18 protein-coding genes and 1 pseudogene are annotated in these 24799 nt (G+C 72.9%); 14 read left to right on the forward strand and 5 right to left on the reverse strand.

The genetic code is table 11. The features are described 5' to 3' along the window. Positions 1–63 precede the first annotated feature (63 nt). From AB0P24_RS23270 to AB0P24_RS23295, 6 genes and pseudogenes are all read left to right on the forward strand, one after another. Positions 64–1398 (forward strand): ABC transporter substrate-binding protein, encoded by a 1335-nt coding sequence (locus AB0P24_RS23270; RefSeq protein ID WP_365796933.1) that lies wholly within the window; start codon positions 64–66, stop codon positions 1396–1398. A gap of 7 nt (positions 1399–1405) precedes the next feature. Continuing rightward, positions 1406–2359 carry a sugar ABC transporter permease gene (locus tag AB0P24_RS23275; protein WP_365796935.1) on the forward strand — a complete coding sequence of 318 codons (954 nt, stop codon included), beginning with the start codon at positions 1406–1408 and terminating at the stop codon, positions 2357–2359. Between the two features lie 47 nt (positions 2360–2406). After that, positions 2407–3213: a carbohydrate ABC transporter permease gene (locus tag AB0P24_RS23280; RefSeq protein WP_365797096.1), complete on the forward strand. Its 807-nt coding sequence runs from the start codon at positions 2407–2409 to the stop codon at positions 3211–3213. Positions 3214–3239: 26 nt separating this feature from the next. Then, a complete protein-coding gene (locus AB0P24_RS23285; RefSeq protein ID WP_365797098.1) occupies positions 3240–5966 on the forward strand; it encodes an alpha-mannosidase in 2727 nt (908 codons plus the stop codon). A gap of 39 nt (positions 5967–6005) precedes the next feature. Continuing rightward, positions 6006–8984 carry a glycoside hydrolase family 2 TIM barrel-domain containing protein gene (locus tag AB0P24_RS23290; protein WP_365796937.1) on the forward strand — a complete coding sequence of 993 codons (2979 nt, stop codon included), beginning with the start codon at positions 6006–6008 and terminating at the stop codon, positions 8982–8984. 5 nt (positions 8985–8989) lie between these two features. Beyond that, a pseudogene (locus AB0P24_RS23295) lies at positions 8990–9445 on the forward strand (SDR family NAD(P)-dependent oxidoreductase); the annotation flags it as partial. 120 nt (positions 9446–9565) lie between these two features. Here the strand turns inward: AB0P24_RS23295 and AB0P24_RS23300 are convergent. Beyond that, positions 9566–10738 (reverse strand): serpin family protein, encoded by a 1173-nt coding sequence (locus tag AB0P24_RS23300; protein WP_365796939.1) that lies wholly within the window; start codon positions 10736–10738, stop codon positions 9566–9568. Between the two features lie 43 nt (positions 10739–10781). After that, positions 10782–11135, reverse strand: a complete 354-nt coding sequence (locus tag AB0P24_RS23305) for a hypothetical protein (protein ID WP_365796941.1) — start codon at positions 11133–11135, stop codon at positions 10782–10784. A gap of 100 nt (positions 11136–11235) precedes the next feature. Here AB0P24_RS23305 and AB0P24_RS23310 point away from each other — a divergent pair, with 100 nt between their 5' ends. From AB0P24_RS23310 to AB0P24_RS23335, 6 genes are all read left to right on the forward strand, one after another. Continuing rightward, positions 11236–12459, forward strand: coding sequence for a DUF4190 domain-containing protein (locus tag AB0P24_RS23310; RefSeq protein ID WP_365796943.1), 1224 nt, complete (start codon positions 11236–11238; stop codon positions 12457–12459). 147 nt (positions 12460–12606) lie between these two features. Then, a complete protein-coding gene (locus AB0P24_RS23315; RefSeq protein ID WP_365796945.1) occupies positions 12607–13359 on the forward strand; it encodes a GntR family transcriptional regulator in 753 nt (250 codons plus the stop codon). 328 nt (positions 13360–13687) lie between these two features. Beyond that, positions 13688–13885 carry an SPOR domain-containing protein gene (locus AB0P24_RS23320; RefSeq protein WP_365796947.1) on the forward strand — a complete coding sequence of 66 codons (198 nt, stop codon included), beginning with the start codon at positions 13688–13690 and terminating at the stop codon, positions 13883–13885. Positions 13886–13906: 21 nt separating this feature from the next. Further along, positions 13907–14314, forward strand: coding sequence for an NUDIX domain-containing protein (locus AB0P24_RS23325; protein ID WP_365796949.1), 408 nt, complete (start codon positions 13907–13909; stop codon positions 14312–14314). Between the two features lie 488 nt (positions 14315–14802). After that, a complete protein-coding gene (locus tag AB0P24_RS23330) occupies positions 14803–15210 on the forward strand; it encodes an ATP-binding protein (RefSeq protein ID WP_365796951.1) in 408 nt (135 codons plus the stop codon). 259 nt (positions 15211–15469) lie between these two features. Next, complete coding sequence (locus AB0P24_RS23335) at positions 15470–18058, forward strand: SpoIIE family protein phosphatase (protein WP_365796953.1); 2589 nt, start codon at positions 15470–15472, stop codon at positions 18056–18058. 376 nt (positions 18059–18434) lie between these two features. Here the strand turns inward: AB0P24_RS23335 and AB0P24_RS23340 are convergent, their stop codons facing one another. Next, complete coding sequence (locus AB0P24_RS23340) at positions 18435–19916, reverse strand: hypothetical protein (RefSeq protein WP_365796955.1); 1482 nt, start codon at positions 19914–19916, stop codon at positions 18435–18437. A gap of 82 nt (positions 19917–19998) precedes the next feature. Between AB0P24_RS23340 and AB0P24_RS23345 the strand changes: the two genes are divergently transcribed. Both AB0P24_RS23345 and AB0P24_RS23350 read left to right on the forward strand, forming a co-directional pair. Continuing rightward, on the forward strand, positions 19999–21105 hold the full coding sequence (locus AB0P24_RS23345) for a glycosyl hydrolase family 18 protein (protein WP_365796957.1): 1107 nt from the start codon (positions 19999–20001) through the stop codon (positions 21103–21105). Then, positions 21102–22091 carry a phosphotransferase gene (locus AB0P24_RS23350; RefSeq protein WP_365796959.1) on the forward strand — a complete coding sequence of 330 codons (990 nt, stop codon included), beginning with the start codon at positions 21102–21104 and terminating at the stop codon, positions 22089–22091. Before AB0P24_RS23345 ends, AB0P24_RS23350 begins: the two co-directional genes overlap by 4 nt. Here the strand turns inward: AB0P24_RS23350 and AB0P24_RS23355 are convergent. After that, positions 22066–22842: a succinate dehydrogenase/fumarate reductase iron-sulfur subunit gene (locus tag AB0P24_RS23355; protein ID WP_365796961.1), complete on the reverse strand. Its 777-nt coding sequence runs from the start codon at positions 22840–22842 to the stop codon at positions 22066–22068. The genes AB0P24_RS23350 and AB0P24_RS23355 overlap by 26 nt on opposite strands. After that, positions 22839–24794, reverse strand: coding sequence for a fumarate reductase/succinate dehydrogenase flavoprotein subunit (locus AB0P24_RS23360; protein WP_365796963.1), 1956 nt, complete (start codon positions 24792–24794; stop codon positions 22839–22841). Before AB0P24_RS23360 ends, AB0P24_RS23355 begins: the two co-directional genes overlap by 4 nt. Positions 24795–24799 lie beyond the last annotated feature (5 nt).

Here is a 24799-nt window from a genome sequence, read left to right on the forward strand (position 1 = left end):
CCTCCAGGTGTCAACGTCGACCCGCCTGTCCACCCGCGCCAGGCGTTCTCTGGAACGGAAGATATGAGCAGCACAGTCACGCGCACCCGCGTCGCCGTCGCCGCGGCCACGGCCGGCATCGTCGTACTCGCCGGGTGCTCCTCGTCCGGCTCGTCGGACAACGCCTCCGCATCCTCCTGCGAGCCCGCGAAGGGCAAGGTCACCCTCCAGTACTGGAACACCGTTCCGGGCATGGACAAGGTCGTCGCCCTGTGGAACAAGCGGCATCCGGACGTCCAGGTCGAGACGAAGAACATCTCCAACGACCAGTACGGCACCCTCGGCAACGCCCTCAAGGCGGGCAAGGCCCCGGACCTCGCCCAGGTCGGCTACGACGAACTGCCCAACCTGCGCACCCAGAGCGCCTTCGTGGACGCCTCCGCCTGCACGGCGGCCACCGCGGCCAAGTCGAAGTTCGTGCCGTGGACCTGGTCGCAGACCAGCTTCGGCGGCACCGGCGTGTTCGCGATCCCGCAGGACACCGGCCCGATGGCGCTCTACGTCCGCAGCGACCTCTTCAAGAAGTACGGCGTCGCCGTCCCCACGACCTGGGACGAGTACGCGACGGCCGCCGAGAAGCTGCACAAGGCGGACCCGAACCTGGACATGACGTTCTTCGACCCGAACAACGCCGAGTGGTTCAACGGGCTCCTCTGGCAGAACGACGCCAGGATGTACGGCTACTCCGGCGACAAGTGGCAGGTCACCGTCGACTCGGCGCAGAGCAGGCAGGTCGCCGGCTACTGGCAGAAGCTGATCTCCGAGAAGGTCGTGCGCACCGACCTCGCCCACGGCTCGACCCAGATGTACGCCGCGTACCAGAAGGACCGGCTCGCCACCTACGTCGGCGCCGCCTGGGGTTACAGCATGTTCCGCGACAACCTGCCCGAGCAGGCCGGGAAGTGGACGATCGTCCCCATGCCGACGTGGGGTGCGAACGGCTCCTCCGGTGACTGGGGCGGCTCGACCGTCGCGTTCATGAAGGGCGGCAGGCACCTCTACGAGTCGGTGGAGTTCGACACCTGGCTGAACACCGACCCGGACGCCCTGGCGATGGAGAACAAGCTGGGCGGCCTCTACCCGGCGGCCACCGCCGGCCTGGAGCTGCCCGCGCTCAAGCAGGGCGTGCCGTACTACGCCGACGAGAAGATCTTCGACGTCTTCGCCGACGCCTCCAAGAAGATCGACACCGGCTTCGCCTGGGGCCCCACGCAGAAGACCGTGAACCTCGCCCTCCAGGACGCGATGGCCAAGGCCGCGGCCGGCGACGGCACCCTCGCCGACGCGCTCGCCACCGCCCAGTCCGCCGCGCTGACGTCGATGAAGGACCAGGCGATCCCGGCGACGGCGGGCAAGTGACCGTTCGATGACCGACCTCGCAACCCGCACGGCCGGCGTGGCAGCCACGCCCGTGGGCCGCCGCCGTCGCCGCATCGACGGCGGCGGCCCACGGGCGGCCACCGTCGCCGCCTTCGTGACCCCGTTCCTCCTGCCGTTCCTGCTGTTCTACCTGGTGCCGGTCGGCTACGCCCTCTGGCAGAGCTTCCGCGTCGTGCGCCGCTCCGGCGGCCAGTACGGCACGTCGTACACGGCCTTCGGCGGCTTCGAGCAGTACGGGCAGGTGCTGCGGAACACCGAGTTCTGGTCCAGCATCGGCCGCATCGGGCTGTTCGGCATCGTGCAGGTGCCGGTCATGCTGTTCGTGGCCCTGGTCATCGCGCTGCTCCTCGACACGCCCCTGCTGCGGGCCAAGGGGTTCTTCCGTGTCGTCGCGTTCATGCCGTACGCGGTGCCCGGCGTGATCGCCGCGATCATGTGGTCGTACCTCTACTCGCCCCAGCTCAGCCCGGTCGTCGACCTGCTGAACGGCGTCGGGCTGCACCCCGACTTCCTCGGTCCGGGTGCCGTGCTCTGGTCGGCCGCGAACGTCTCCACCTGGCTGTGGACCGGCTACAACATGCTGATCATGTTCTCGGCGCTGCAGTCGATCCCGCAGGAGCTCTACGAGGCCGCGAAGATCGACGGCGCCTCCGACTGGGCGATCGCCTGGCGGATCAAGGTCCCGATCATCGCCCCGTCGATCGTCCTGACCACCGTCTTCTCGATCATCGGCACGCTTCAGCTGTACGCCGAGCCGGCCGTGCTGCGGCAGATCTCCTCGAACATCTCCAGCACGTTCACCCCGAACATGCTCGCCTACACGGTGGCCTCCGGGAACAACTACCAGCAGGCCGCGGCCATCTCCGTCGTCATCGCCGTCATCACGTTCGTCCTGAGCTTCGGGTTCATGCGGCTGACCTCGAAGAAGGCGGGACTGTGAGCAACGTGACCACCACTCGCGAAAGCCGGGCCGGCCGTACCGCCGCCATGGGGCTGATGCTGCTCCTGGCCGTGTACTTCCTGCTGCCGGTGTACTTCCTGGTCGTCGCGGCGACCAAGCCGCAGGGCGACCTCGCCGCCACCAACGGGCTGGTCTTCTCGCACTTCGACCTGTTCGAGAACCTCCGTGTCCTGTTCACCCGCAGCGACGGCGTCTTCGGCCGCTGGGCCCTCAACACCGTCCTCTACGCGGTGCTGGGCGCGGCCACCGGGACCCTGATCTCCGCGCTGTGCGGCTACGCCCTCGCCAAGTTCCGGTTCCGCGGCCGGGACTTCCTCTTCTCCGTCATCCTCGGCGGCGTCCTGGTGCCGACCACCGCGCTCGCGCTGCCGCTGTTCCTGCTGTTCTCGGCGACCGGGCTCGTCAACACCTACCTCGCGGTGTTCCTGCCCAGCATCGTCAGCCCGTTCGGCGTCTATCTCGCGCGGATCTTCGCAGGCGCCTCCGTGCCGCAGGAGCTGATCGAGTCGGCGCGGCTGGACGGGGCCGGGGAGTTCCGCACGTTCTTCTCGGTGGCGTTCCGGCTGATGACACCGGCCCTGGTGACCATCTTCCTGTTCCAGTTCGTGGCCATCTGGAACAACTTCTTCCTGCCGATGGTGATGCTCCAGAAGGAGTCCCTCTTCCCGATCACCCTCGGCCTGTACGAGTGGAACGGCCAGACGGCGCGCGCCCCGCTGCTCCAGGAGTCCATCATCACCGGCTCGCTGGTGTCGATCCTGCCGGTGATCGTCGTCTTCGTCCTCCTCCAGCGGTTCTGGCGCACCGGCCTCGCCGCCGGCTCCCTCAAGTGACCCACGCACAGAAGGTGTTCTCCACCATGCCCGACGCGGCTGTCTTCGTGCCCCACTTCCACTGGGACCGGGAGTGGTACGAGCCGTTCCAGGTGTTCCGGCACCGGCTCGTCGCCGCCCTGGACACCGTCCTGGAGACGGCCGAGGCCGACCCGGACTTCCGGTTCACCGTCGACGGTCAGATGGCCGCCGTCGAGGACTACCTGGAGATGCGGCCGGAGAACCGTGACCGGGTCGCGGCCCTGGTCCGCGAGGGCCGGCTGGCCGTCGGGCCGTGGCTGATCCTGCTCGACGAGTTCCTCTGCTCCGGCGAGACCGTCGTCCGCAACCTTCAGATGGGATGGGCGGCCGCCGAGCGGCTCGGCGGCGCGATGCCGATCGGCTATCTGCCGGACATGTTCGGCCACATCGCGCAGATGCCGCAGATCCTGGCGCGCGCCGGGATCGAGCACGCGGCGCTGTGGCGGGGGGTGCCCGGCACGGTCGACGGGCACGCCTTCCGCTGGCGGGCGCCCGACGGCTCCGAGGTGCGCACCGAGTTCCTCTTCGACGGGTACGACAACGGTCTCGACGTCCTGCTGGTACCGGACCGGATCCGCCGCGCGCTCGGCGAGTACGCCGAGATGACGGCCCAGCGGTGGGGCGGCGACCCGGTGCTCGCCATGGCCGGCACCGACCACAACGCACCCGACCCGCGGCTGGCCGACTGGCTGCGCGAGGCCTCCGGGGCGGACCGGCCGATCACGATCGCGACGCTCGACGAGTACATCCGTGAGCACGCGCGGGACGAGGTGACCGCCGTCGTCACCGGTGAACTCCGCAGCCATGTGCGGGGCAACATCCTGCCGGGCGTGCTGTCGGTGCGGCTCGGGCTCAAGCAGCGGATGGCCGCCGCCGAGCGGACCGTCGACCACGCCGAGCGGATGAACGCCCTGTGGTCCGGCCGCGACGAGTCCGCCTTCCTCGCCCTCGCCTGGCACAAGATCATCGAGTCGACGGCGCACGACTCGGTGGTCGGCTCCGGTACCGACGAGACCTGCGACCAGGTCGCGGCCCGCCTCGCCGAGGCCGCGCAGGCCGCCCGCGCCGTGCGGGACGCGGCCCTCGCCGAGCCCGCCGCCGGGGTGCCCGGCGACGCCTACCTGGCCGCCAACCCGCTGCCGGCGGCGCGGACCGCGCTGGTCGAGGTGGACGTCGTGGCCGTGCCGGAGGGGGGCACACTGGTCGCGATCACCGCCGACGGCGCGGCGCACCCCGTACAGCCGGTCTCCCAGGCCCCGACCGTCCTCAGCGACGAGCGGCTGGACGCCTCCCGGCTCGAACGCGTCCTGCGCCGTATCCACCGCCGGGAGCTGTTCGGCCTGCTGATCGACGGCTACGAACTCACCCCGCACTCCCTGGTCTTCCACCTCGCCGAGGCCCCGGACGGCCCCTTCGACCTGATGGCCCTGCGCGGCGAGGTCGCCGCCGCGGCCGCGGCGCATCCGGGGGAGTGGCGGGTACGGACCCTGGCCCAGGCCCGGGCCACCGCGCTGGCGGCCGTACCCGTCCCCGCCGCCGGACTGGCCGCCTTCCGGGTCGAGGCCGGCGGCGCCGGGCCCGCCGCCCCGGCGCCGCCGGCCGCGACGGCGACGGCGGACACGCTCTCCAACGGCCTGGTCGCGGTCGCCGTGGCCGCCGACGGCACCCTGGAGGTGACCGGGGCCGACGGCACGGTGCTGTCGGGCGTCGGCCGCCTGGTCGACGGCGGTGACCGCGGCGACAGCTACAACTACGCCCCTCCCGCCCACGACGTCCTCGTGTCGGAGCCGGTCCGGGTCGGCGTCGAACTCCTCGAGAGCGGTCCGCTGCGGGCCCGGCTGCGCGTCACCCGCCGCTACGAGTGGCCGGAGGCGCTCGCCCCCGGTGACCGGGACCGGCGCGGCGGCCGTACCGTCCCGACCTCCGTGGACACGCTGGTGGAAGTCCGGGCGGGCGAACCCTTCGTCCGTGTCTCCACGACGTTCCTGAACCGGTCCGCCGACCACCGGCTGCGCCTGCACGTCCCGCTGCCCCTGCCCGTCACCGCTTCCGCGTCGGCCGGGCAGTTCGCCGTCACCGAGCGCGGCCTGACCGCCGAGGGCGGCTGGGGCGAGTACCCCCTGCCGACCTTCCCGGCGAGCACCTTCGTGTCGGCGGGCCCGGCCACCGTCCTGCTCGACCACTCCACCGAGTACGAACTCGTCGACGACGGCCGCGCACTCGCCCTCACCCTGCTGCGCGCCATCGGCTCCATCAGCGTCAACATCCACCCCCTGCGGGACGAACCCGCCGCGAGCGAGATCCCCGCCCCGGGCGCCCAGGACCTGGGCATGCGCATCGAGAACCGGTTCGCCGTGCTGCCCTGTGCGGCGGGCTGGCAGGGCGCCGGCGCGGTCGCCCTCGCCGAGGAGTTCCGCAACGACGTGCTGGTCACCCGCGGCACCGCGCCCGGCGGCGGCCCGCTGCCCCCGGACGCGGCCGGGGTGCGGGTCGACGGCCGGGACGTGCACGTGTCGGGCATCCGCCGCGTCAGCGACCCCGAGCACGGGCCCGGCACCGAGGTCCGGCTGACCGCGATGCGCGGCACCGCGACAGCCGTCCGCGTGACCGGCGCCTTCACCGAGGCGACCACGGTCGACCTGCTCGGCCGGCCGCTCGCCCCCGAACCGGTCCGGGACGGCCTCGAACTCGTCCTCGGCCCCTGGGAGATCCGCACAGTCGTCCTCCGCTGACCGGCAACACCCCCCTGTGACAAAGAAAGTTGTGACGTCTTGCCCTCCGAGCACTCCGCGTACGTATCGGACCCCACCCCCTGGCACGGCGCCCTGCGCCCGGCCCGCTCCTGGCTCCATTCCGACGCCCCGTCCCTCTCGCTGAACGGCCCCTGGCGCTTCCGGCTGTCGCCCACGGCCGCCGTGGCCGAGGAGTTCGCGGCCGAGGACTTCGACGACCAGGGCTGGGACGGCATCCCGGTGCCCGCGCACTGGGTGCTGGAGGGCGACGGCGCCCATGGCCGGCCGATCTACACCAACATCCAGTTCCCGTTCCCCATCGACCCGCCGCACGTCCCCGACGAGAACCCCACCGGCGACTACCGCCGCCACTTCGACCTGCCCGCCGGCTGGCGGGACGCCGAGCGGGTCGTCCTGCGGTTCGACGGCGTCGAGTCGCTGTTCAAGGTGTGGGTGAACGGCGTCGGGATCGGCGTCGCGAGCGGCAGCCGGCTGGCCCACGAGTTCGACGTGACCTCCGCCGTGCGCCCCGGCGACAACGTCGTCGCCGTCCGCGTGCACCAGTGGTCGGCGGCCAGTTACCTGGAGGACCAGGACCAGTGGTGGCTGCCCGGCATCTTCCGGGACGTCACCCTGCTCGCCCGCCCGGCCGGGGGCATCGAGGACGTCTGGCTGCGCACCGGTTACGACGGCGGGCGCGGGCGTGTCGAGACGGAGGTCACCGCCGGCGCCGAGGCGTTCCCGGTCACCCTGCGCATCCCCGAACTGGGTGTGGAACAGGTCTGGGAGACGGCGGCCGACGTGGCGCCCGTCGACGTCGCGGAGGTGGAGCCGTGGTCGGCCGAGCGGCCCCGGCTGTACGACGCCACCGTCTCCTCGGCCGCCGAGAGCATCGCCCTCAGGGTCGGCTTCCGCACGGTCGAGATCCGCGGCGACCAGTTCCTGGTCAACGGCCGCCGGGTCGTCTTCCACGGCATGAACCGGCACGAGGCCCACCCCGAGCGCGGCCGGGTCTTCGACGAGGCGCACGCCCGCGCGGACCTGGCCCGGATGAAGCGGTTCAACGTGAACGCCATCCGCACCAGCCACTACCCGCCGCACCCCCGGCTGCTCGACCTCGCCGACGAGCTCGGCTTCTGGGTCGTCCTCGAATGCGACCTGGAGACCCACGGCTTCGACAAGGTCGGCTGGACCGGCAACCCGACCGACGACCCCGCCTGGCGCGCGGCCTGCCTGGACCGCGTCGAGCGCACCGTGGAACGGGACAAGAACCACCCCGGCGTCGTGATGTGGTCGCTCGGCAACGAGGCCGGCACCGGAGCCAACCTCGCCGCCATGTCCGCCTGGGTGCACGCCCGCGACCCCGAGCGTCCCGTGCACTACGAGGGCGACTACACGGGCGACTACACCGACGTCTACTCCCGGATGTACGCGACCGTGCCCGAGACCGAGCAGATCGGCACCGACGGCTCGCGGGCGCCGCTGCTCGGCTGCACCCCGGCCCAGGGCGCCCGGCAGCGCACCAAGCCGTTCCTGCTCTGCGAGTACGCCCACGCGATGGGCAACGGCCCGGGCGCCCTCGACCAGTACGAGGCCCTCGTCCACCGGTACCCGCGGCTGCACGGCGGATTCGTCTGGGAGTGGCGCGACCACGGCATCCTGGCCACCGCCCCCGACGGGAGGCCGTACTACGCCTACGGCGGCGACTTCGGCGAGGTCGTGCACGACGGCAACTTCGTGATGGACGGGATGGTGCTCAGCGACGACGTGCCGACGCCCGGCCTCCACGAGTTCAAGGCGGTCGTCCAGCCCATCCGGTTCGCCTTCGACGGCGACAAGCTCGTGATCACCAACCTGCGGCACTCGGCCGACACCTCCGACCTGAGCTTCCGCTGGCGTGTCGAGTTCGACGGCGTCCCCGCGGCGGCGGGGGAGCTGCCCGCACCCCTCCTCGCGGCGGGCGAGTCGGGACGGGTCCCGCTGCCCCCGATCGCGGTGGCCGCGGACGCCGAGACCTGGCTGACGGTCGAGGCGGTGCTGGCGGCCGACACGGCCTGGGCCCCCGCGGGACACCAGGTCGCCACCGCCCAGCTGGACCGCTCGGTACGGCGGCCGGTGCCCGCCGTCCGGCCCCGGACCGGCTGGCGGCCGGGCCAGGGGACGTGCTCGCTCGGCATCGCCGAGTTCGCCGGCGGGTCCCTCACCCGCCTCGCCGGGCGGGCCGTGACCGGGCCGCGGCTGGAGCTGTTCCGCGCGCCGACCGACAACGACGAGGGCACGGCCGACCGGCTGGAGGGCAGCGACGCCAGTGCCGCCGGGGTGTCCAGCGCCGACCTGTGGCGCCGGGACGGACTCGACCGCCTCACCACGCGGCGGGTCAGCGTGGCACAGGCCACCGACGCCCTGCGGACCGTCGACCGGGTCGCCGCCGCGGACTCCGCGCTCTTCGTGACGGTGGAGTCGGTGTGGTCGGTCGAGGACGGCGAGCTGGAACTGCGCGTCGAGATCGAGCCCTCGCGCGGCTGGGCGACGGTGTGGCCGCGGATCGGGGTCCGCTTCGAACTGCCCGACGGGGCAGCCCCGGTGGACGGCGCCGAGTGGTTCGGCACGGGCCCGCTGGAGTCCTACCCGGACAGCATGCGGGCGGCCCGCACCGGCCGCTTCTCGGCCACCGTCCCCGACCTGTCGGTCGGGTACGCGCGCCCCCAGGAGACCGGCCACCGCTCCCAGGTCCGCCGGCTGACGCTGACCAGCGGCGGCACCGGGGCCCTGCGTATCGAGGCCCTCCCCGACATGCGCGGACGCCGCCCCGGCTTCACCCTCGCCCGCCACACCCCGCAGCAGCTCGCCCGCGCCGCCCACCCCTACGAACTCCCGGAGTCCACCACCAGCCACCTCATCATCGACGCGGCCCAGCACGGCCTCGGCTCCCGGGCCTGCGGGCCGGACGTGTGGCCCGAGTTCGCGCTGCGCCCCGAAGCCCGCACCCTCAGACTGCGCATCAGGGCCGGCGCCTGAGCGGGCAGCGCTCGGGGGCGATCGTCCAGATGAGCGGCATGGGCGGGCAGATGCCCTTCGCCGGCTTCTCGGCCTACAGCGGCACGAAGTTCGCGCTGGAGGGCAGGTCCGAGGCCCTCGCCGACGAGGTGCGGGAGTTCGGGATCAGGGTGCTGATCGTGGAGCCGGGCGCCTTCCGCACCTCGCCCTTCGAGAGCAGCCGGGCCGGGGTCAGCTCCGACACCGGGGTGTATGCCAAGGTCGCCGCGACCCGTGCCGCCGTCCAGGGCGGCCACGGCGGCCGGCCCGGCGACCCGGCCAGGGCGGCCGCGCTGATCCTGGCCGCCCTGGACGCCGAGGAGACCCCGCCGCACCTGCCGCTGGGCGACGACGCGGTGACCGCCGTACTGACGCGACTGGACGGCGTACGCCGGGACATCGCCGCCTGGGAGACGCGCACGCGGGCCACGGACTTCGCGTGAGCACCGGCGCCCCGCAGAGGCGGCGCCGTAGGGCATGTGCGGCCGCGCCGGGCGGGCGTGACCGGCGACGACGGTGCCGCGGCCGAACGACGGCGCATCGCGGCCCGGCCGGCCGAGCGCTCAGCCCGCCTCCGTAGGCTCCGCCACCCAGCCCGCCGCCAGGACCAGCCGCGTCCCGCGGTGCACGGCGAGGAAGCCGAACGGCCGGTCGAAGACGGCCCGCACCACCGTGGACTCGTGCCGGTACCGGGGCGGGCCGCCGCCCGGCGCCGCCACCACCGCCGTCACCGCGGCGGCCCGGAAGCCCAGGGGCCCGAACTCCGCGACCGCGGACTGCCCCGCCGCCCCGATGGCGAGCGGCGCGGTGCTGATGCCGGGGAAGTGCCCCTCGCGGGCGTCCGCGGCCGTGGAGAGCCCGAACAGCCCGTGGTGCTGGAGGAGATCGTGGTCGGCGCGGACCGTGAAGCCGGGGGTGGTCACGTCGAGCCGGACCGGATCCGGGGCGACGGACGGCTGCCGCTCCACGACCACACCCGGCCCCGCGGGCCCGTAGGGGAGCTGTCCGCCGGTCGTCACCGGCAGGGCCCGCTCCAGGACGCCGATGCCGGTGTGCAGCACCTGCCCCGGGGCCATCCCCTCCGCGCCGAGCACCAGGTGCACGTCGAGGCCGTTGTCGCCGAGGACCTTCAGCGTGGTGACGTGCCCGTCCGGGCCCGCGCTCACGCCGATCCGGTCCGGCCGGACGCTGCTGCGGTGCAGACCGGCCAGCATGCGGCCCTGCCAGGGCCCGGAGCCGGGCCGCAGCAGGGTCTCCCGGAACGGCTGCTGCCAGTCCGTGCGCAGCGCCAGCGCGGTCGCCAGCACCATCCGGGCGTCCTCGGCGAGCCGGACCGGCAGCCGCTCGACCAGCCCCTCGGTGCGCTTCGCCGCCCAGGCGTCCAGCGCCTCCCGGGAGGCCGCCGGATCGGCGCCGAGCACCCCGTGCGCGTCGGCCGGCAGCCCCGCCGCCCACTGTTCGCGCAGCTCCAGCGCCCGGTCGGTCCACAGCCCCAGTGCCGACCCGACGCCCGGCATCGAGTCGAGTCCGGCCAGTAACTCCCGCGCTCCTGCGGCGGCTTGGTCCGCCTGTAGCCCCACGGCCCGGGTCAGCTCGTCCCGGGCCGGGCCCGTGGCGCCGTCGGCGAGGAAGGCCAGCAGCGGCCAGACCCCGGCCGCCGAGAAGACCGTGCCCTGTCTGGTCTTCAGGCCCCAGCGTGCGGTGAGCGCGTTGACGGCGCGGACGGTGTCGTTCATCGGTCGTGCTCCCAGGAGTGGTCGGGGAAGGGCGCTGGATCCGTCACCCGGCCCGCCGCCAGGACGAGCCGGGAGCGGCGGTGCGGGGCGAGGGAGCCGAAGGGGCGGTCGAAGGCGGCGCCGCTCCGGGCGGAGACGTGACGCCGCTCGGGCAGGGGCCCGCTCCCGCCGTCCCTGACGGGGGCCCCGCTCCCGCCGTCCCGGACGCCGTCACCGCGGCCGCCTCGAAGCCCGGCGCGTCCGCCGGCTCGCCGCGCGCCCTGCCGCCGGCGCCGTAGGCGGGGAAGGCCGGCAGCGGCCAGACCCCGGCCGCCGAGAACACCGTGCCGTCCGCCGACGCGGCCCGGCGCGCGGTCAGGCCGGTCACCGCGCGAGCGGCCGCCTTCCCCACCCTCATGACGCCCCCGTTCACGGCGCGCTTACGATGCGCGCAGTCGTACGTCAGTTCAGCCGTGCGTTTCCACGCGGCCCGACGCCCCCTCAGGAGCACGGTACCGGTGTCCATACCTCCGCCCCCCGGCCCCCACCAGCCACAAGGGCCCTACGAACCGCCTCAGTCGGGCCACCCGCAGTACCCGCAGTACCCGCAGGGACCGTACGGGCAGCAGCCGCCCCAGCCGTACCCGGGGCCGTACCAGCCCTGGGGTCAGGGCTACGGCCCCCACGTCCCCCAGCCGCCCGTCAACGGGCTCGCCATCGCCTCCCTCGTGCTCGGGCTGCTGTGCTGCCTGCCGGGGGTCGGGCTGGTGCTGGGGCTGATCGGCCTGAGCCAGATCCGCCGGCGCGGTGAGCGCGGCAAGGCGATGGCGGTCATCGGGTCGGTGTTCTCGTCGGTCGGGCTGGCCCTGTGGGTGCTGCTGCTGGCCTCCGGCGGGGCCGGCGAGTTCTGGTACGGCCTCAAGCAGGGCGTGAACGACAGCTCCAGCCTCTCGCTGGCCACCGGCGACTGCTTCGACACCCCCGACGGCACGCTCACCGGCGACCTGGTCTCCGACGTCGACGTCGTGGACTGCGCGAAGGCGCACGACGGCGAGGTCTTCGCCACCTACCGGCTCAAGGGCTCGTCCTACCCGGGCGACGACGGCGTCGGCGACTCCGCCGACGAGCGCTGCTACGCCCTGGAGGACGGCTACGCGATGGACGGCTGGGCGATCCCCGACGACGTCGACGTGTACTACTTCACGCCCAGCGAGGACAGCTGGAAGTACGGCGACCGGGAGGTCGCCTGCGTCTTCGGCAACACGACCGAGGGCAGGACCCTCTCCGGTTCGCTGCGCAACGACGAGAGCGTGCTGGACGCGGACCAGGTCGCCTACCTCGATGCCGCGCACGTCCTCAACTCCGCCCTCGCCACCGCGCCCGAGGCGCAGTACGTCGAGGACGACCTGCCCGGCTACCGGCGGTGGGCGGGCAGGGTGACCACCGCCCTCGGCAAGCAGACCGCGATGCTGCGCGCGCACGGCTGGGGCCCGGACGCGAAGCAGCCGGTGAAGGACCTGATCGCGGACCTCGACCAGGCGAAGGCGCAGTGGGCGAAGGCCGCGCGGGCCACGGACGCGGACACCTACTACGCCCACTACGACAAGGGGTCGACGCTGCTCGACCCCAAGCGGACCGTCACCGCGCGCAAGGCTCTGGGCCTTGCCACCACCCCGCCCTCGGACGACGGCGGGGGCGGCGGCTCCGGCAGCGGAGGAACCGGCTCCGGCCTGGAGGTGTGATCGCGGCCATAGCGGGGAGAAAGTGCCTGCGTAAAGCCTCCCCGGGCCACATGTCATCACATCGAGTGATTCTCTGGCCTTTGCTTGCACGGCTCAACCCACGGTTGCCACGCTGTTGCTGTCTGTACAACCTGATGGGAGCGGCCAGTGACTTTCGGTGAGCAGCCGGCGTATCTGCGTGTCGCGGGTGATCTCCGTAAGAAGATCGTCGACGGCTCGTTGCCGCCTCACACCCGGCTGCCCTCCCAGGCCCGTATCCGCGAGGAGTACGGCGTCTCGGACACGGTCGCCCTGGAGGCCCGCAAGGTGCTGATGGCCGAGGGGCTGGTCGAGGGCCGCTCCGGCTCCGGGACCTACGTGCGCGAGCGGCCCGTGCCCCGGCGGGTGGCCCGCTCCGGGTTCCGCCCGGCCGGCGGCGCCACCCCGTTCCGGCAGGAGCAGTCCGACGCGACCGCGCGCGGCACCTGGGAGTCCAGCAGCGAGCAGACCGAGGCCGGCGCCGCGATCGCCGACCGGCTCGGCATCCGCCTCGGCGACCGCGTGATGTGCACCCGGTACCTGTTCCGGGACGCGGGCGAACCGATGATGCTCTCCACCTCCTGGGAGCCCCTCGCCGTCACCGGCCGCACCCCCGTGATGCTGCCCGAGGAGGGCCCGCTCGGCGGGATGGGCGTGGTCGAGCGGATGCGCGCCATCGACGTCGTCGTGGACAACGTCACCGAGGAGGTCGGCGCCCGCCCCGGCCTCGCCGAGGAACTGCTCGTCCTGGGCGGGGTCCCGGGCCATGTCGTCCTCGTGATCCAGCGGACGTACTACGCCTCGGGCCGCCCGGTGGAGACCGCGGACGTCGTCATTCCGGCCGACCGCTACCGGGCGTCCTACCATCTGCCGGTGAAGTAGCGTCCGTACCACCTCTGAGTGAAGTAGCGCACACCCTTGCGGTGGTTGACGCTTTCACCACCCAGGTCCGGACCTGTGCCCCACCGCTGCGATCCGGCCGTTCTCCCAGGTGGCCCGGCTCTCCGCGGCATGCCCGCGACCCGAAACGGCAGGCGTGCGCACGGCGCATTCGTTGCCGTGCGCCCCCACCGTTCTGGCTGGTTGCGTACCTCTTTGTGAAAAGGCGTATTCGCTGCGTAAAGGTTAGGCGTACGCTCGGGCATATGCGGAGTGCGGTTTCCTTAGCGGGGCGGGGATGGGCGGGAGCCGGGAGATGCGGAGGGGCGCGATGACGGAAGGCACGGTCTCTCTCCCCTGGCTGGTCATACGGCAGGACGACAACGGCAATCGCTACCGCGTCGGCCGGTACGCGACCCGGGCCGAGGCGCAGAAGATCGCCGACAGTCTCGACGACCGCGGGCACAAGCAGCTCTACTGGGTCGAGCGCGTCGGCCACAGCAACGGGGAGAGCGCCGCCCGTACCTGAGCCTCCCGTAGGCTCCGGCCCATGAGCGAACGGATCGTGGTGGTCGGAGCCGCCCTGCTCGACGCCGGCCGCCTCCTCGCGGCCCGCCGCAGCGCACCCCCCGACCTGGCCGGCCGCTGGGAACTTCCCGGCGGCAAGGTCGAGCCGGACGAGACCCCCGAGCGCGCCCTGCTGCGCGAACTGCGCGAGGAACTGGGCGTGGCGGCGGAGACGCTGACGCGGGTGCCGGGGGAGTGGCCGCTGCGCCCCCCGTACGTCCTCCAGGTGTGGACGGCCCGCCTCCACCCCGCCTCCCCCGCCCCCAAGCCCCTCCAGGACCACGACGAACTGCGCTGGCTGGCCCCGGAGGAGATCTGGGACGTGAACTGGCTGGACCAGGACGTCCAGGCGGTCCGCGAGGTGGCCGCGACGGCGGATCGGTGGGGGTAGGGACGAAACCCCGCCCCTCCAGGGCCCCCGCCCCTACTGAACACGCGGCTGACGCCGCGCGTGCGCGACAAGCGGCTTGAGTCGGGGTGAAGCGCCGACGGACAGGGGCGCGCGCTCCGTACTGGACACGCGGCTTGAGCCGGGGGTGAAGCGTCGACGGGCAGGGGTGCATGCCCGCACCGAGTACGCGGCCGGCGCCGCGCGGGCGCGACAAGCCGCTGGAGTCAGGGGCGAAGCCCCGACGACAGGGGCGCGGGGCCGTACCCGAATATGCGGCTGCCGCCGCGCGGGCGCGACAAGCCACGACGCACCCGTACCCGCCGCCATACGCGCACCCCCGAGCTCCCAGGCGCACGGCCCCCGGCGTAAGCCGTTCGCACCACAGTGCGCCCTCGCTTGCGGTACTGCCCCCCGGTAATCGGGTATGTGCCCATTAACCCCAAGAAACCGGACATGGCAGGGCTCGCAGCCACGGAAGCGACTGGGAAGTGATCGGTGTGATCGGCACCGAAGGTGACGCCGTCGAGTGGACCTTTCCCGCGGAACCGGGCGCCGTGCGCACCGCCCGGACCGCGGTCCGTGACCAACTGCGCGGCTGGGGCCTCGACACCCTCGCCGACGTCACCGCCCTGCTGGTCAGCGAACTCGTCACCAACGCGCTACGACACGCCACCGGCCCCATCGGCGTCCGCCTCGTCCGCCCCCCACAGCTCGGCGACACCCTGCGGGTCGAGGTCTCCGACCCGCTCCCGGACCCACCACGCGAACGCGCCGCCAGCCCCGACGACGAGAGCGGCCGCGGTCTGCAACTGGTGGCGGGCTCCTCGCGCAGTTGGGGTACCCGGCCCGGCGCCAAGGGAAAGACGGTCTGGTTCGAGTTGGCCGTACCCGGCTGAACCGGGTGAACGGGGTGTACACCCGGTGCGATGCGGTCCACCCGTGAGAGTGGCTGATCAACGCGTGCCCGGGTACGTGGTTCGACGCCGTGTTCCCTGGTTAGAAGACTGGAAGTGTTGTCACGGTCCGGTCCGGAAATCGTCGGGACCGTGCTGTGATCGTGAACACCGTGTCAGGCGGCGCCGTAGTGCTGGATACTGCGGGCAGCCGCACCCGGTGACCGGTGCCGGGCGCGGTGAGCTGGAGGGGACGGTTCGCGTGAGCGAGATACCAGCTAAGGCCACGGAGTCCGAGGACCCGTCGGACGGCGTGAGGGCGGGGACGGCGGAGACAGCCGCGGCCCCCGGCGACGCCATGTGGCAGACCAGCCCGCCCGGCTCGATCTACGACTACATCAAGGTCGCCTCGTTCTCCATCGGCGTCGGCGGCCTGGTCGACCAGTGGAGCCTGCGCGCCGAGCAGATCTTCGGTATCCCCGCCGAGCGCGCCGTCGGCATGGATCCCATCGAGGCGTTCGTCGACCCCGACCAGCGCGAGCGCGGCCAGCGGAAGATGGCCGAGATCCTGGACGGGCGGGAGTGGACCGGCGTGGTCCCGTTCCGGATGCCCGACACGGCGGACGGCAAGCGCGGCGAGGAGGGCATCGCCGAGGTCTACGTCATGCCCACCCGCACCGCCGAGGGCGAGAACGCGGCCGTGTGCATCGTCGTCGACGTCCGTACCCTACGCAGCATCGAGACCGACCTCGCGGCCTCGCAGTCGATATTCGGTCAATCTCCTTTCGGCTTCCTGCTGATCGACACCGACCTGCGGATCCGCCGCGCCAACGTGCGGTTCTCCTCCGTCTTCGGCGGCACCCCCGAGGACCACCGCGGCAAGGGCGTCCACGACTATCTGCCGCGCTCCGAGGCCGAGCGGGTCGCGGCCACCCTGCGACGGGTCCTGGAGACCGGCAACTCCATCACGGACATGCACGTCACGGGCTTCGTGCCGGGGTCAGACGAGCGCCGGCACTGGTCCATCAACCTCTACCGGGTGCACAGCGGCACCGGCCGCCCCATCGGCGTCGCCTGGCTCGGCATCGACATCACCGCCCGCCGTGCCGCCGCCCGCGAGGCCGCCGCCGCCCGGCGCAATCTCGCCCTCCTCAACGAGGCCGGCGCCCGCATAGGCAACTCCCTCGACCTGGAGACCACCGCCCGCGAACTCCTCGACGTGGTCGTCCCCGGCTTCTGCGACCTCGCCACCGTCGACCTCTACCAGGGCCTGCTGGCCGGCGACGAGACCCCGCCCGGTTTCGCCGACGGCAGCGCCGAGTTGCGCCGGGTCGCCTTCGCCAGCGCGGTCTCCGACGCCCCCTTCGTGGGCGGCGGTGCCCCCGTCGCCGTCGGCGCGGTCCACCACTACCCCTTCAACTCCCCCTGCGCGGACGCCCTGCGCACCGCCCGCCCGCAGCACGTGCCGGCGGCGGAGGGCGGCCTGGTCCAGTCCACGCTGGCCGTGCCCATGGTCGCCCACGACACGGTCGTCGGCCTCGCCCAGTTCGCCCGCACCAAGGGCAGCGAGCCGTTCGGCGACCGCGACCGGGACCTCGCCGTCGAACTGGCCGCCCGCGCCGCCGTGTGCATCGACAACGCCCGCCTCTACCGGCGCGAGCACGAACGCGCGTTGATACTGCAACGGTCCCTGCTCCCGCCCGGCGACCCGGAGGCCTCCGGCCTGGACATCGCCTGCCGCTATCTGCCCGGCAACGCGGCCACCGAGGTCGGCGGCGACTGGTTCGACGTCATCGAACTCCCCGGCCACCGCACGGCGTTGGTGGTGGGCGACGTGATGGGACGGGGTCTTCGCGCGGCGGTCGCGATGGGTGAACTCCGCACGGCCGTGCGCACGCTGGCCCTGCTCGACCTCGAACCGGCCGAAGTGCTCTCCGCGCTGGACGAGATCGCCCGCGGCCTCGGTACCCCCGGCGGGGTCCAGCAGGCCACCCGCACCGCCCGCCAGCCCCGTGACGCCGACCTCTCCGAGGTCTACCTCGCGACCTGCGTGTACGCCGTCTACGACTCCGTCACCAGGCGCTGTACGTTCGCCAACGCCGGCCATCTGCCCCCCGTCCTCGTGGAACCCGGCGAGGCCGCCCTGATGCTCGACGTGCCGCCCGGCATGCCGCTCGGCGTCGGCGGCGAGCCCTTCGAGGAGGTCGAGGTGGACCTCCCCGAGGGCTCCCTTCTCGCTCTCTACACCGACGGCCTGGTCGAATCCCGCGACCACCCCCTCGACGAGGGCCTCCAGGCTTTCGTCGGGGCCCTCACCGACCCGTCCCAGCCCCTTGAGGACGTCTGCGACCACGTCCTCAACACCCTCGACACGCATCACGGCGAGGACGACATCGCGCTGCTGATGGCACGGGTCCAGGGGCTGCCGGCCGATTCGGTCGGCGACTGGACGCTGCCGCGCGAGCCGCGCAGTGTGGGCCGCGCCCGCGAGTACGCCCGCGGCCAGCTGCTCACATGGGACCTGGAGCCGCTGGTCGACACGACGGAACTCCTGGTCAGTGAGCTGGTCACCAACGCGCTGCGGTACGGCGAGGGCGAGATACGGCTGCGCCTCCTGCTCGACCGCACCCTGGTGTGCGAGGTCTGGGACTCCGGTCTGGTCCAGCCGAGGCGCCGCAGGGCGCGGGACACCGACGAGGGCGGGCGTGGGCTGCAACTGGTCGGGCTGCTCAGCGCGGCGTGGGGCTCACGCCGGACGCCGCGGGGCAAGACGGTGTGGTTCGAACTCCCGCTGCCGGACGGGGAGACCGGGCTGACCGACCCCGCGGAGGCTCTGCTCAGCCTGTTCTGAGGAGGGGCCCTCCGGCCGGTGGTTCGGCGCGGCGCCGCGGGGGCTGGTCGCGCAGTTCCCCGCGCCCCTGAAGGGGCGCTCATGCGGCCCCCTGTCTTTTGGCGGCGCGAGGCTGTGTCTGATGTGCGGCTCCGCCGCGTGGGCGCGACCAGTGAAGCGCCCTGTAAGGGGCGCGGGGCTGTGTCTGATGTGCGGCTCCGCCGCCTGGGCGCGACCAGTGAAGTGCCCTGTAAGGGGCGCGGGGCTGTGTTTGATGTGCGGCTCCGCCGCGTGGGCGCGACCAGTGAAGTGCCCCGTAAGGGGCGCGGGGAACTGCGCGACCAGCCCCCACCCACCCGTAGCCGCCTGGCAACCCCCCGCGGCACCCCCTGACGCGCTACCCCAGCCTCCCCCTGCTCTCCGGCCCCCCGAAGGCCACCACCGGCCCCCCGTCCCCCTCCTCGCCCAGCAGCACACCCCCGAGCACCGCCCCCGCCACCCCGCTCCCATGGGCGGCCTCCCCCGCGAACGGGTTCCCGTGCACCCGTACGTCCCGCTCCGCCAGTTCCCGCGCCTTCCGGGCGAGCCGGTCCGCGTCCGCCGGCGCCGCGCCCCGCGCGCCCGCCAGCAACGCCCGGGCGTGTACCCCCACCGCCCCCCGGTGCGTCCCCACGAAGTCGTCCGCCGCCTCCAGCGCGCTGCGTGCCACCAGCTCCGCCCCCGCCGCGATCACCCCGGACCGCCCGCCCCCCGCCCCCTCCACCGCGCGCACGACCCGGCGCAGGGCGTCCAACGGGTCGTACGGCCCGCCGGTCACCTCCTCCCGTACGGCGGCCAGCACGGCGTCGGCATGCGTCAGCCGCGGCGGCGGGGTCGTCCCCCGCAGCCCCGCGAGCTCCGCCTCCGCGCCCGTCAGGGCGGCCGGCACCAGCTCCGCCGCGGTCCGCAGCTCCCGCGCCAGCCGCTCCACCCCGCCCAGCAGCACCCCGGCCTGCGCCACGGCCCCCTCGGCGGCCCGCACCCCCCGCCGGGACCCCTCACGGTCACCTGAGTCCCCGGCCTGGCGGGCCTGGTTGAGCCGTGACGTCGCGAACACCAGCCGGTCCTTGGCCTGTTCGACGTATCCGACGACGGGAGCGAGGCCGGCCGGCCCGTACCGCGCACCCGCCTCGGCCAGCGCGCCCGCCACCCTGCCGGTCCGTCCCGCCAGCGTCCGGAACCGCTCCTCGGCCACCGCCAGCGCATCCCCCGCCTCCCACGCGGCGTCGAACTCCGCCGCCCCCGCGTCCAGTTGCCGTCCCGCCTCCGCGCACCGCCCGACCACCCCCACCAGTGCCTGCCGCCGGCCGGCGTCGTCCCCGGGTACCCCCTCCTCGTACCGGCGCCATATCGCGAACGCGGCCGCCAGCTCGGTCTCGGCCGCCCGCAGGGCCCGTACGACGGGCTCGCCCCCGTCCACGTACCCGAGGGCCTCCCGGCTTGCGCGCACGCAGTCGTCGGCGAGGACCAGGGCGGACCCGGCCTGCCGCTCGACGTCGAGGGCCGACGGCGCCGGCGGCGCGGGGGAGACGATCCCCGGTGTGGTGCGCGAGCGGGCCCGCCGTATCCGCCGTACGTATCCGTAGCCGCCCAGCGCGCCGGCCGCGGCCACGACCGCGAGCGGCAGCACGTAATCGGTGGCCGCCGCCCCGTCCGCCACCCCGGCCGCGGCGGCCGGGCCGCCCTTCGCCACGGGAACCGGATCTTGGACGGTGCTCGTCATCACCGGCAGCACCAGCCAGACCACCCCGGTCACCCCGCCCAGCACGGCATGCCCCACCCGCACACCTATGTGCCCGGTGGCACGCCTCGGCCGGCCCCGGATCAACGATGACGTCACATTTCGGAGCGTATGGGCAGTTGGTCGGCTTCGCGACCGGGGCGGAGACAGCCGGGGGACGACGAGAAACGGGGGACAGAACATGAAACGGAGCCCGAACCCGGAGAGCAACCCGCCACCCGCGGTCGCCGACGCGTCCGAGCCCCCCGAGGGGTCACCCGCACCCGACGGCGAGAGCCGCACGGGTCGGGCGGCCGGGAAGAAAATCGGCACACGGACGCTGTGCGTCGTCCTCGTGCTGCTGCTCCCCCTCCTCATCGCCGAGACCGCCCTCCGCATCAACTACGCCGGCGACCCGAAGGCCGGTACGTACAGCCGCCACCGGGACGCCCTCTGGCTCGGGCACGCGTGGGTCGACGGCCGGCGGACCGACGCCGACGTCACCGCCCTCGCCACCCGGCTCGCGGACACCGGCATCCGTGACCTCTACGTCCATGCCGGACCACTGGAACACAACGGCACGCTGCCCAAATCGGCCTGTCCCAAGGCCCGTTGGCTGATAACAGCCGTGCATCGAAAACTCCCCGGGGTCCGGGTGCAGGCCTGGCTCGGGGACGAGGTCGCGCCCGAGAAGCCGTACGCCATGCATCTGGAGAAGAGGAGGACGCGGGAGGCCGTCGTCGCGTCGGCCCGGCAGGTCGTCGGCCTCGGGTTCGACGGGGTCCACTTCGACCTGGAGCCCCTGCACTCCGGTGACCGGAACTACCTCGCCCTCCTCGACGCCCTGCGCCCCGCGACCCCGCTGCTGTCCGTAGCCGCACACCAGATCGATCCGCTGCCGGCCTTTCACTCCTTCTGGGGTACCGTCGCCGGCCATCCCAAATGGTGGTCGCAGCAGTATTTCGGGCAAGTCGCTCGCCGGGTGGATCAGATCGCGGTGATGTCGTACGACACCATGCAGCCCTTGCAGAGCCTGTACGGCGGGTACGTCGCGCAGCAGACGAGTCTTGCGCTGGAGGTCACACCGGCAAACACCGATCTCCTCATGGGGCTGCCCTTCTACCGTGAGAACCGGTTCGGGCACTGGGCGCACGCCGAGACCGTGCCGGCGGCCGTGCGCGGGGTTCGGCTGGGACTGTCACGGACGGACCCGGATCGCGCTACCTTCGGCGTCGCCCTGTACGTCGACTTCGCCGCCACCGAGGCCGACTGGACCTCCTATCGGAAGGACTGGGTTCGTACGTCATGACAACCGCTCGCGCCCACCTCACCCGTGACGACCTCGCGTCGCTCTCCCGCGAGGCCCTCGGCCGTGCTCCCGCCGCCGTCACCCGCCTGCGCGGCGGGAGCAAGAAGGGCGTCTACCGGCTCGCCCTCGACAACGGCCGGAGCGCGATCGCGTACGTCTGGTCCCCGGAGGAGGACTACTGGGGGCCCGTCGACGCCGACATCCGCGACCCCTTCGCGCACGCGTCCGGTCTCGGCCTCTTCCTGTCCGCCCACGACCTGCTGACCGAACTCGGCGTGCGCACCCCGCGCCTGCTGTTCGCCGACGAGGACGCCGAACACCTGCCCGCCTACGCCGCGGTCGTCGAGGACGTCCGCGGCGGCAGCCTGGAGGTGCTGCTGCGCAGTGACCCGGGCGCCGCACGGGTGCCGCTGGCCCGGCTGGCGGCCACGCTCGGCGTGCTCCGCGAGCGCGTCTCCTCCGGATACGGCAAGGCCGCCCTGGTGGAGGAGGGCGGCAAACCGCTCGGCAGCTCCTGCGAGCAGGTCGTCGCGGACCGCGCGATGCGCGACATCGCGGAGGTGGCCGAGCGTGACCCCCGCCTGCGCGAGGTGCGCCAGGCGCTGGCCGAGCGGGTGCACCAGCTCTACGACGCGGTCGAACCGCGCGACCACGCCTCCCTCGTGCACGGCGAACTCGGCCCGGACCACGTCCTGGTGACCGAGGAGGGCGACCCCGCGCTCATCGACATCGAAGGCCTGATGTACTTCGACGCCGAATGGGAGCACGTCTTCCTCCAGCTGCGCTTCGGACCCGCCTACGACGTGCTGCGCACCGCCGGCCTCGACGAGGACCGGACGGAGCTGTACCGGCTGGCGATGCACCTCAACCTCGTCGCCGGGCCGCTCAGGCTGCTCGACGGCGACTTCCCGGAGCGCGAACCGATGCGGGACATAGCCGAGTTCAACCTCCGGCAGGTGCTCAGCCTCCTGCCGGGCGCCTCCTGATCTTCGAGCCGAGCCAGACGAGGGGGTCGTACTTGCGGTCGACCGCCCGTTCCTTCAGGGGGATCAGGGCGTTGTCCGTGATGTGGATGCCCTCCGGGCACACCTCCGTGCAGCACTTGGTGATGTTGCAGTAGCCGAGGCCGTGTTCGTCCTGGGCCGTGCGCTTGCGGTCCAGGCCGGCCGACTCGGCCGCGTCCAGCGGGTGCATGTCCAGCTCCGCGACCCGCATGAGGAAACGGGGGCCCGCGTACGCCGCCTTGTTCTCCTCGTGGTCGCGCACGACATGGCAGACGTCCTGGCACAGGAAGCACTCGATGCACTTGCGGAACTCCTGCGAGCGGTCCACGTCCTCCTGGAACATCCGGTACTCGCCGGGGCCGAGACCGGCCGGCGGTACGAACGCCGGGACCTCCCTGGCCTTCTGGTAGTTGAAGCCGACATCCGTGACCAGGTCGCGGATCACCGGGAAGGCGCGCAGCGGGGTGACCGTGACGGTCTCGCCCTGTTCGAAGACGGACATGCGGGTCATGCACATCAGGCGCGGGCGGCCGTTGATCTCCGCCGAGCACGAACCGCACTTGCCCGCCTTGCAGTTCCAGCGGACGGCCAGATCGGCGGCCTGGGTGGCCTGGATGCGGTGGATGATGTCCAGGACCACCTCGCCGTCGTTCACCTCGACCTTGAAGTCCTCCAGGCCGCCGCCCTCGACGTCGCCCCGCCACACCCGGAAGTGGGCCGTGTAGCCGCTCATTCGTACAGCTCCTCTTCGGCGAGGTACTTGACCAGCTCCTCCTTCTCGAAGAGGGCGAGCAGGTCGGCTCGGATGGGGTCGGTGGTCTCGCGGGTGAGGGTGATCTGGCCGCTCACCGGGTCGGTGGCCGCGAGCCCGCCGGTGGGGTCGGCCAGCCGGCAGAGCAGGTTCACGGGGCGCCACCGGCGGTCCATCGTCGGGTGGTCCTCGCGGGTGTGCCCGCCGCGCGACTCGGTGCGCTCCAGTGCCGCCCGGGCCACGCACTCGCTGACCAGCAGCATGTTCCTGAGGTCCAGGGCGAGGTGCCAGCCGGGGTTGAACTGCCGGTGCCCCTCCACCCCGGCCCGGCGGGCCCGCACCCGCAGCTCGGCGAGCCGCTGGAGGGCCTGCTCCATCTCGCCCTCCCGGCGGATGATGCCGACCAGGTCGTTCATGGACTGCTGGAGCTCCTGGTGGAGGGTGTACGGGTTCTCCGGCGGGCCGGAGTCCGGTTCCTGGCTCTCCGCGGAGAAGGGCCGCAGCGCCTCGGCCGCCGCCGCGTCGATCTGCTGGTCGTCCACTGCCGGCCGGGCGTCCAGGTCCGCCGCGTAGTCGGCCGCGTGCCAGCCCGCCCGGCGCCCGAACACCAGCAGGTCGGAGAGCGAGTTGCCGCCGAGCCGGTTGGAGCCGTGCATGCCGCCGGCCACCTCACCGGCCGCGAACAGCCCCGGCACCCCGCGGGCGGCGGCGGTGTCGGAGTCCACCGCGACCCCGCCCATCACGTAGTGGCAGGTCGGCCCGACCTCCATCGCCTCGGCCGTGATGTCGACGTCGGCCAGCTCCTTGAACTGGTGGTACATGGAGGGCAGCCGGCGCCGGATCACCTCGGCCGGCATCCGCGTCGACACGTCCAGGAAGACCCCGCCGTGCGGCGAGCCGCGGCCCGCCTTCACCTCGGAGTTGATCGCGCGGGCGACCTCGTCGCGGGGGAGCAGCTCGGGGGGACGCCGGTTGTGGTCCGGGTCCTCGTACCAGCGGTCGCCCTCCTCCTCGGACTCGGCGTACTTCTCCTTGAAGACGTCCGGGACGTAGTCGAACATGAACCGCTTGCCCTCGGAGTTGCGGAGCACCCCGCCGTCGCCGCGCACCGACTCGGTGACCAGGATCCCCTTCACCGACGGCGGCCAGACCATGCCGGTCGGGTGGAACTGCACGAACTCCATGTTGAGCAGCGGCGCCCCGGCCAGCAGCGCGAGCGCGTGCCCGTCACCGGTGTACTCCCACGAGTTCGACGTCACCTTGAAGGACTTGCCGATGCCCCCGGTCGCGACGACCACGGCGGGCGCCTCGAGGACGAGGAACCGGCCGGTCTCCCGCTCGTAGGCGAAGACGCCGCTCACCCGTGAGCCCGCGGCGGAGCCGCTGTCGGACACAGTCTTGAGGATCCGTGTGACCGTGCACTCCTGGAAGACCTTGAGCCGGGACTCGTAGTCGCCGGTCTCCTTCTCGTCCTCCTGCTGGAGCGAGACGATCTTCTGTTGCAGGGTCCGGATCAGCTCAAGACCGGTGCGGTCGCCGACGTGGGCGAGGCGCGGGTACTCGTGGCCGCCGAAGTTGCGCTGCGAGATCTTCCCGTCCTTCGTGCGGTCGAAGAGGGCGCCCCAGGTCTCCAGCTCCCAGACGCGGTCCGGGGCCTCCTTGGCGTGCAGCTCGGCCATCCGCCACTGGTTGAGGAACTTGCCGCCGCGCAGGGTGTCGCGGAAGTGCACCTGCCAGTTGTCGTGCTCGTTGACATTGGCCATCGCCGCCGCGATGCCGCCCTCGGCCATCACCGTGTGCGCCTTGCCGAACAGCGACTTGCAGATCACCGCCGTACGGGCGCCCCGCTCGCGCGCCTCGATCGCGGCGCGCAGGCCCGCCCCGCCGGCGCCGACGACCACGACGTCCCACTGCTGCCGCTCCACCGCTGACATCAGAA

This window comes from Streptomyces sp. NPDC086519 (assembly GCF_040686075.1).
Classification (GTDB): domain Bacteria; phylum Actinomycetota; class Actinomycetes; order Streptomycetales; family Streptomycetaceae; genus Streptomyces; species Streptomyces shenzhenensis.

Excerpts from the sequence above, each read along its gene's own strand:
- AB0P24_RS23350 (WP_365796959.1), top strand. The coding sequence starts at position 21,102 with ATGACAACCGCTCGCGCCCACCTCACCCGTGACGACCTCGCGTCGCTC.
- AB0P24_RS23285 (WP_365797098.1), top strand. The coding sequence starts at position 3,240 with ATGCCCGACGCGGCTGTCTTCGTGCCCCACTTCCACTGGGACCGGGAG.
- AB0P24_RS23305 (WP_365796941.1), bottom strand. The coding sequence starts at position 11,135 with ATGAGGGTGGGGAAGGCGGCCGCTCGCGCGGTGACCGGCCTGACCGCG.
- AB0P24_RS23320 (WP_365796947.1), top strand. The coding sequence starts at position 13,688 with ATGACGGAAGGCACGGTCTCTCTCCCCTGGCTGGTCATACGGCAGGAC.
- AB0P24_RS23325 (WP_365796949.1), top strand. The coding sequence starts at position 13,907 with ATGAGCGAACGGATCGTGGTGGTCGGAGCCGCCCTGCTCGACGCCGGC.
- AB0P24_RS23270 (WP_365796933.1), top strand. The coding sequence starts at position 64 with ATGAGCAGCACAGTCACGCGCACCCGCGTCGCCGTCGCCGCGGCCACG.
- AB0P24_RS23300 (WP_365796939.1), bottom strand. The coding sequence starts at position 10,738 with ATGAACGACACCGTCCGCGCCGTCAACGCGCTCACCGCACGCTGGGGC.
- AB0P24_RS23360 (WP_365796963.1), bottom strand. The coding sequence starts at position 24,794 with ATGTCAGCGGTGGAGCGGCAGCAGTGGGACGTCGTGGTCGTCGGCGCC.
- AB0P24_RS23355 (WP_365796961.1), bottom strand. The coding sequence starts at position 22,842 with ATGAGCGGCTACACGGCCCACTTCCGGGTGTGGCGGGGCGACGTCGAG.
- AB0P24_RS23275 (WP_365796935.1), top strand. The coding sequence starts at position 1,406 with ATGACCGACCTCGCAACCCGCACGGCCGGCGTGGCAGCCACGCCCGTG.
- AB0P24_RS23280 (WP_365797096.1), top strand. The coding sequence starts at position 2,407 with ATGGGGCTGATGCTGCTCCTGGCCGTGTACTTCCTGCTGCCGGTGTAC.
- AB0P24_RS23345 (WP_365796957.1), top strand. The coding sequence starts at position 19,999 with ATGAAACGGAGCCCGAACCCGGAGAGCAACCCGCCACCCGCGGTCGCC.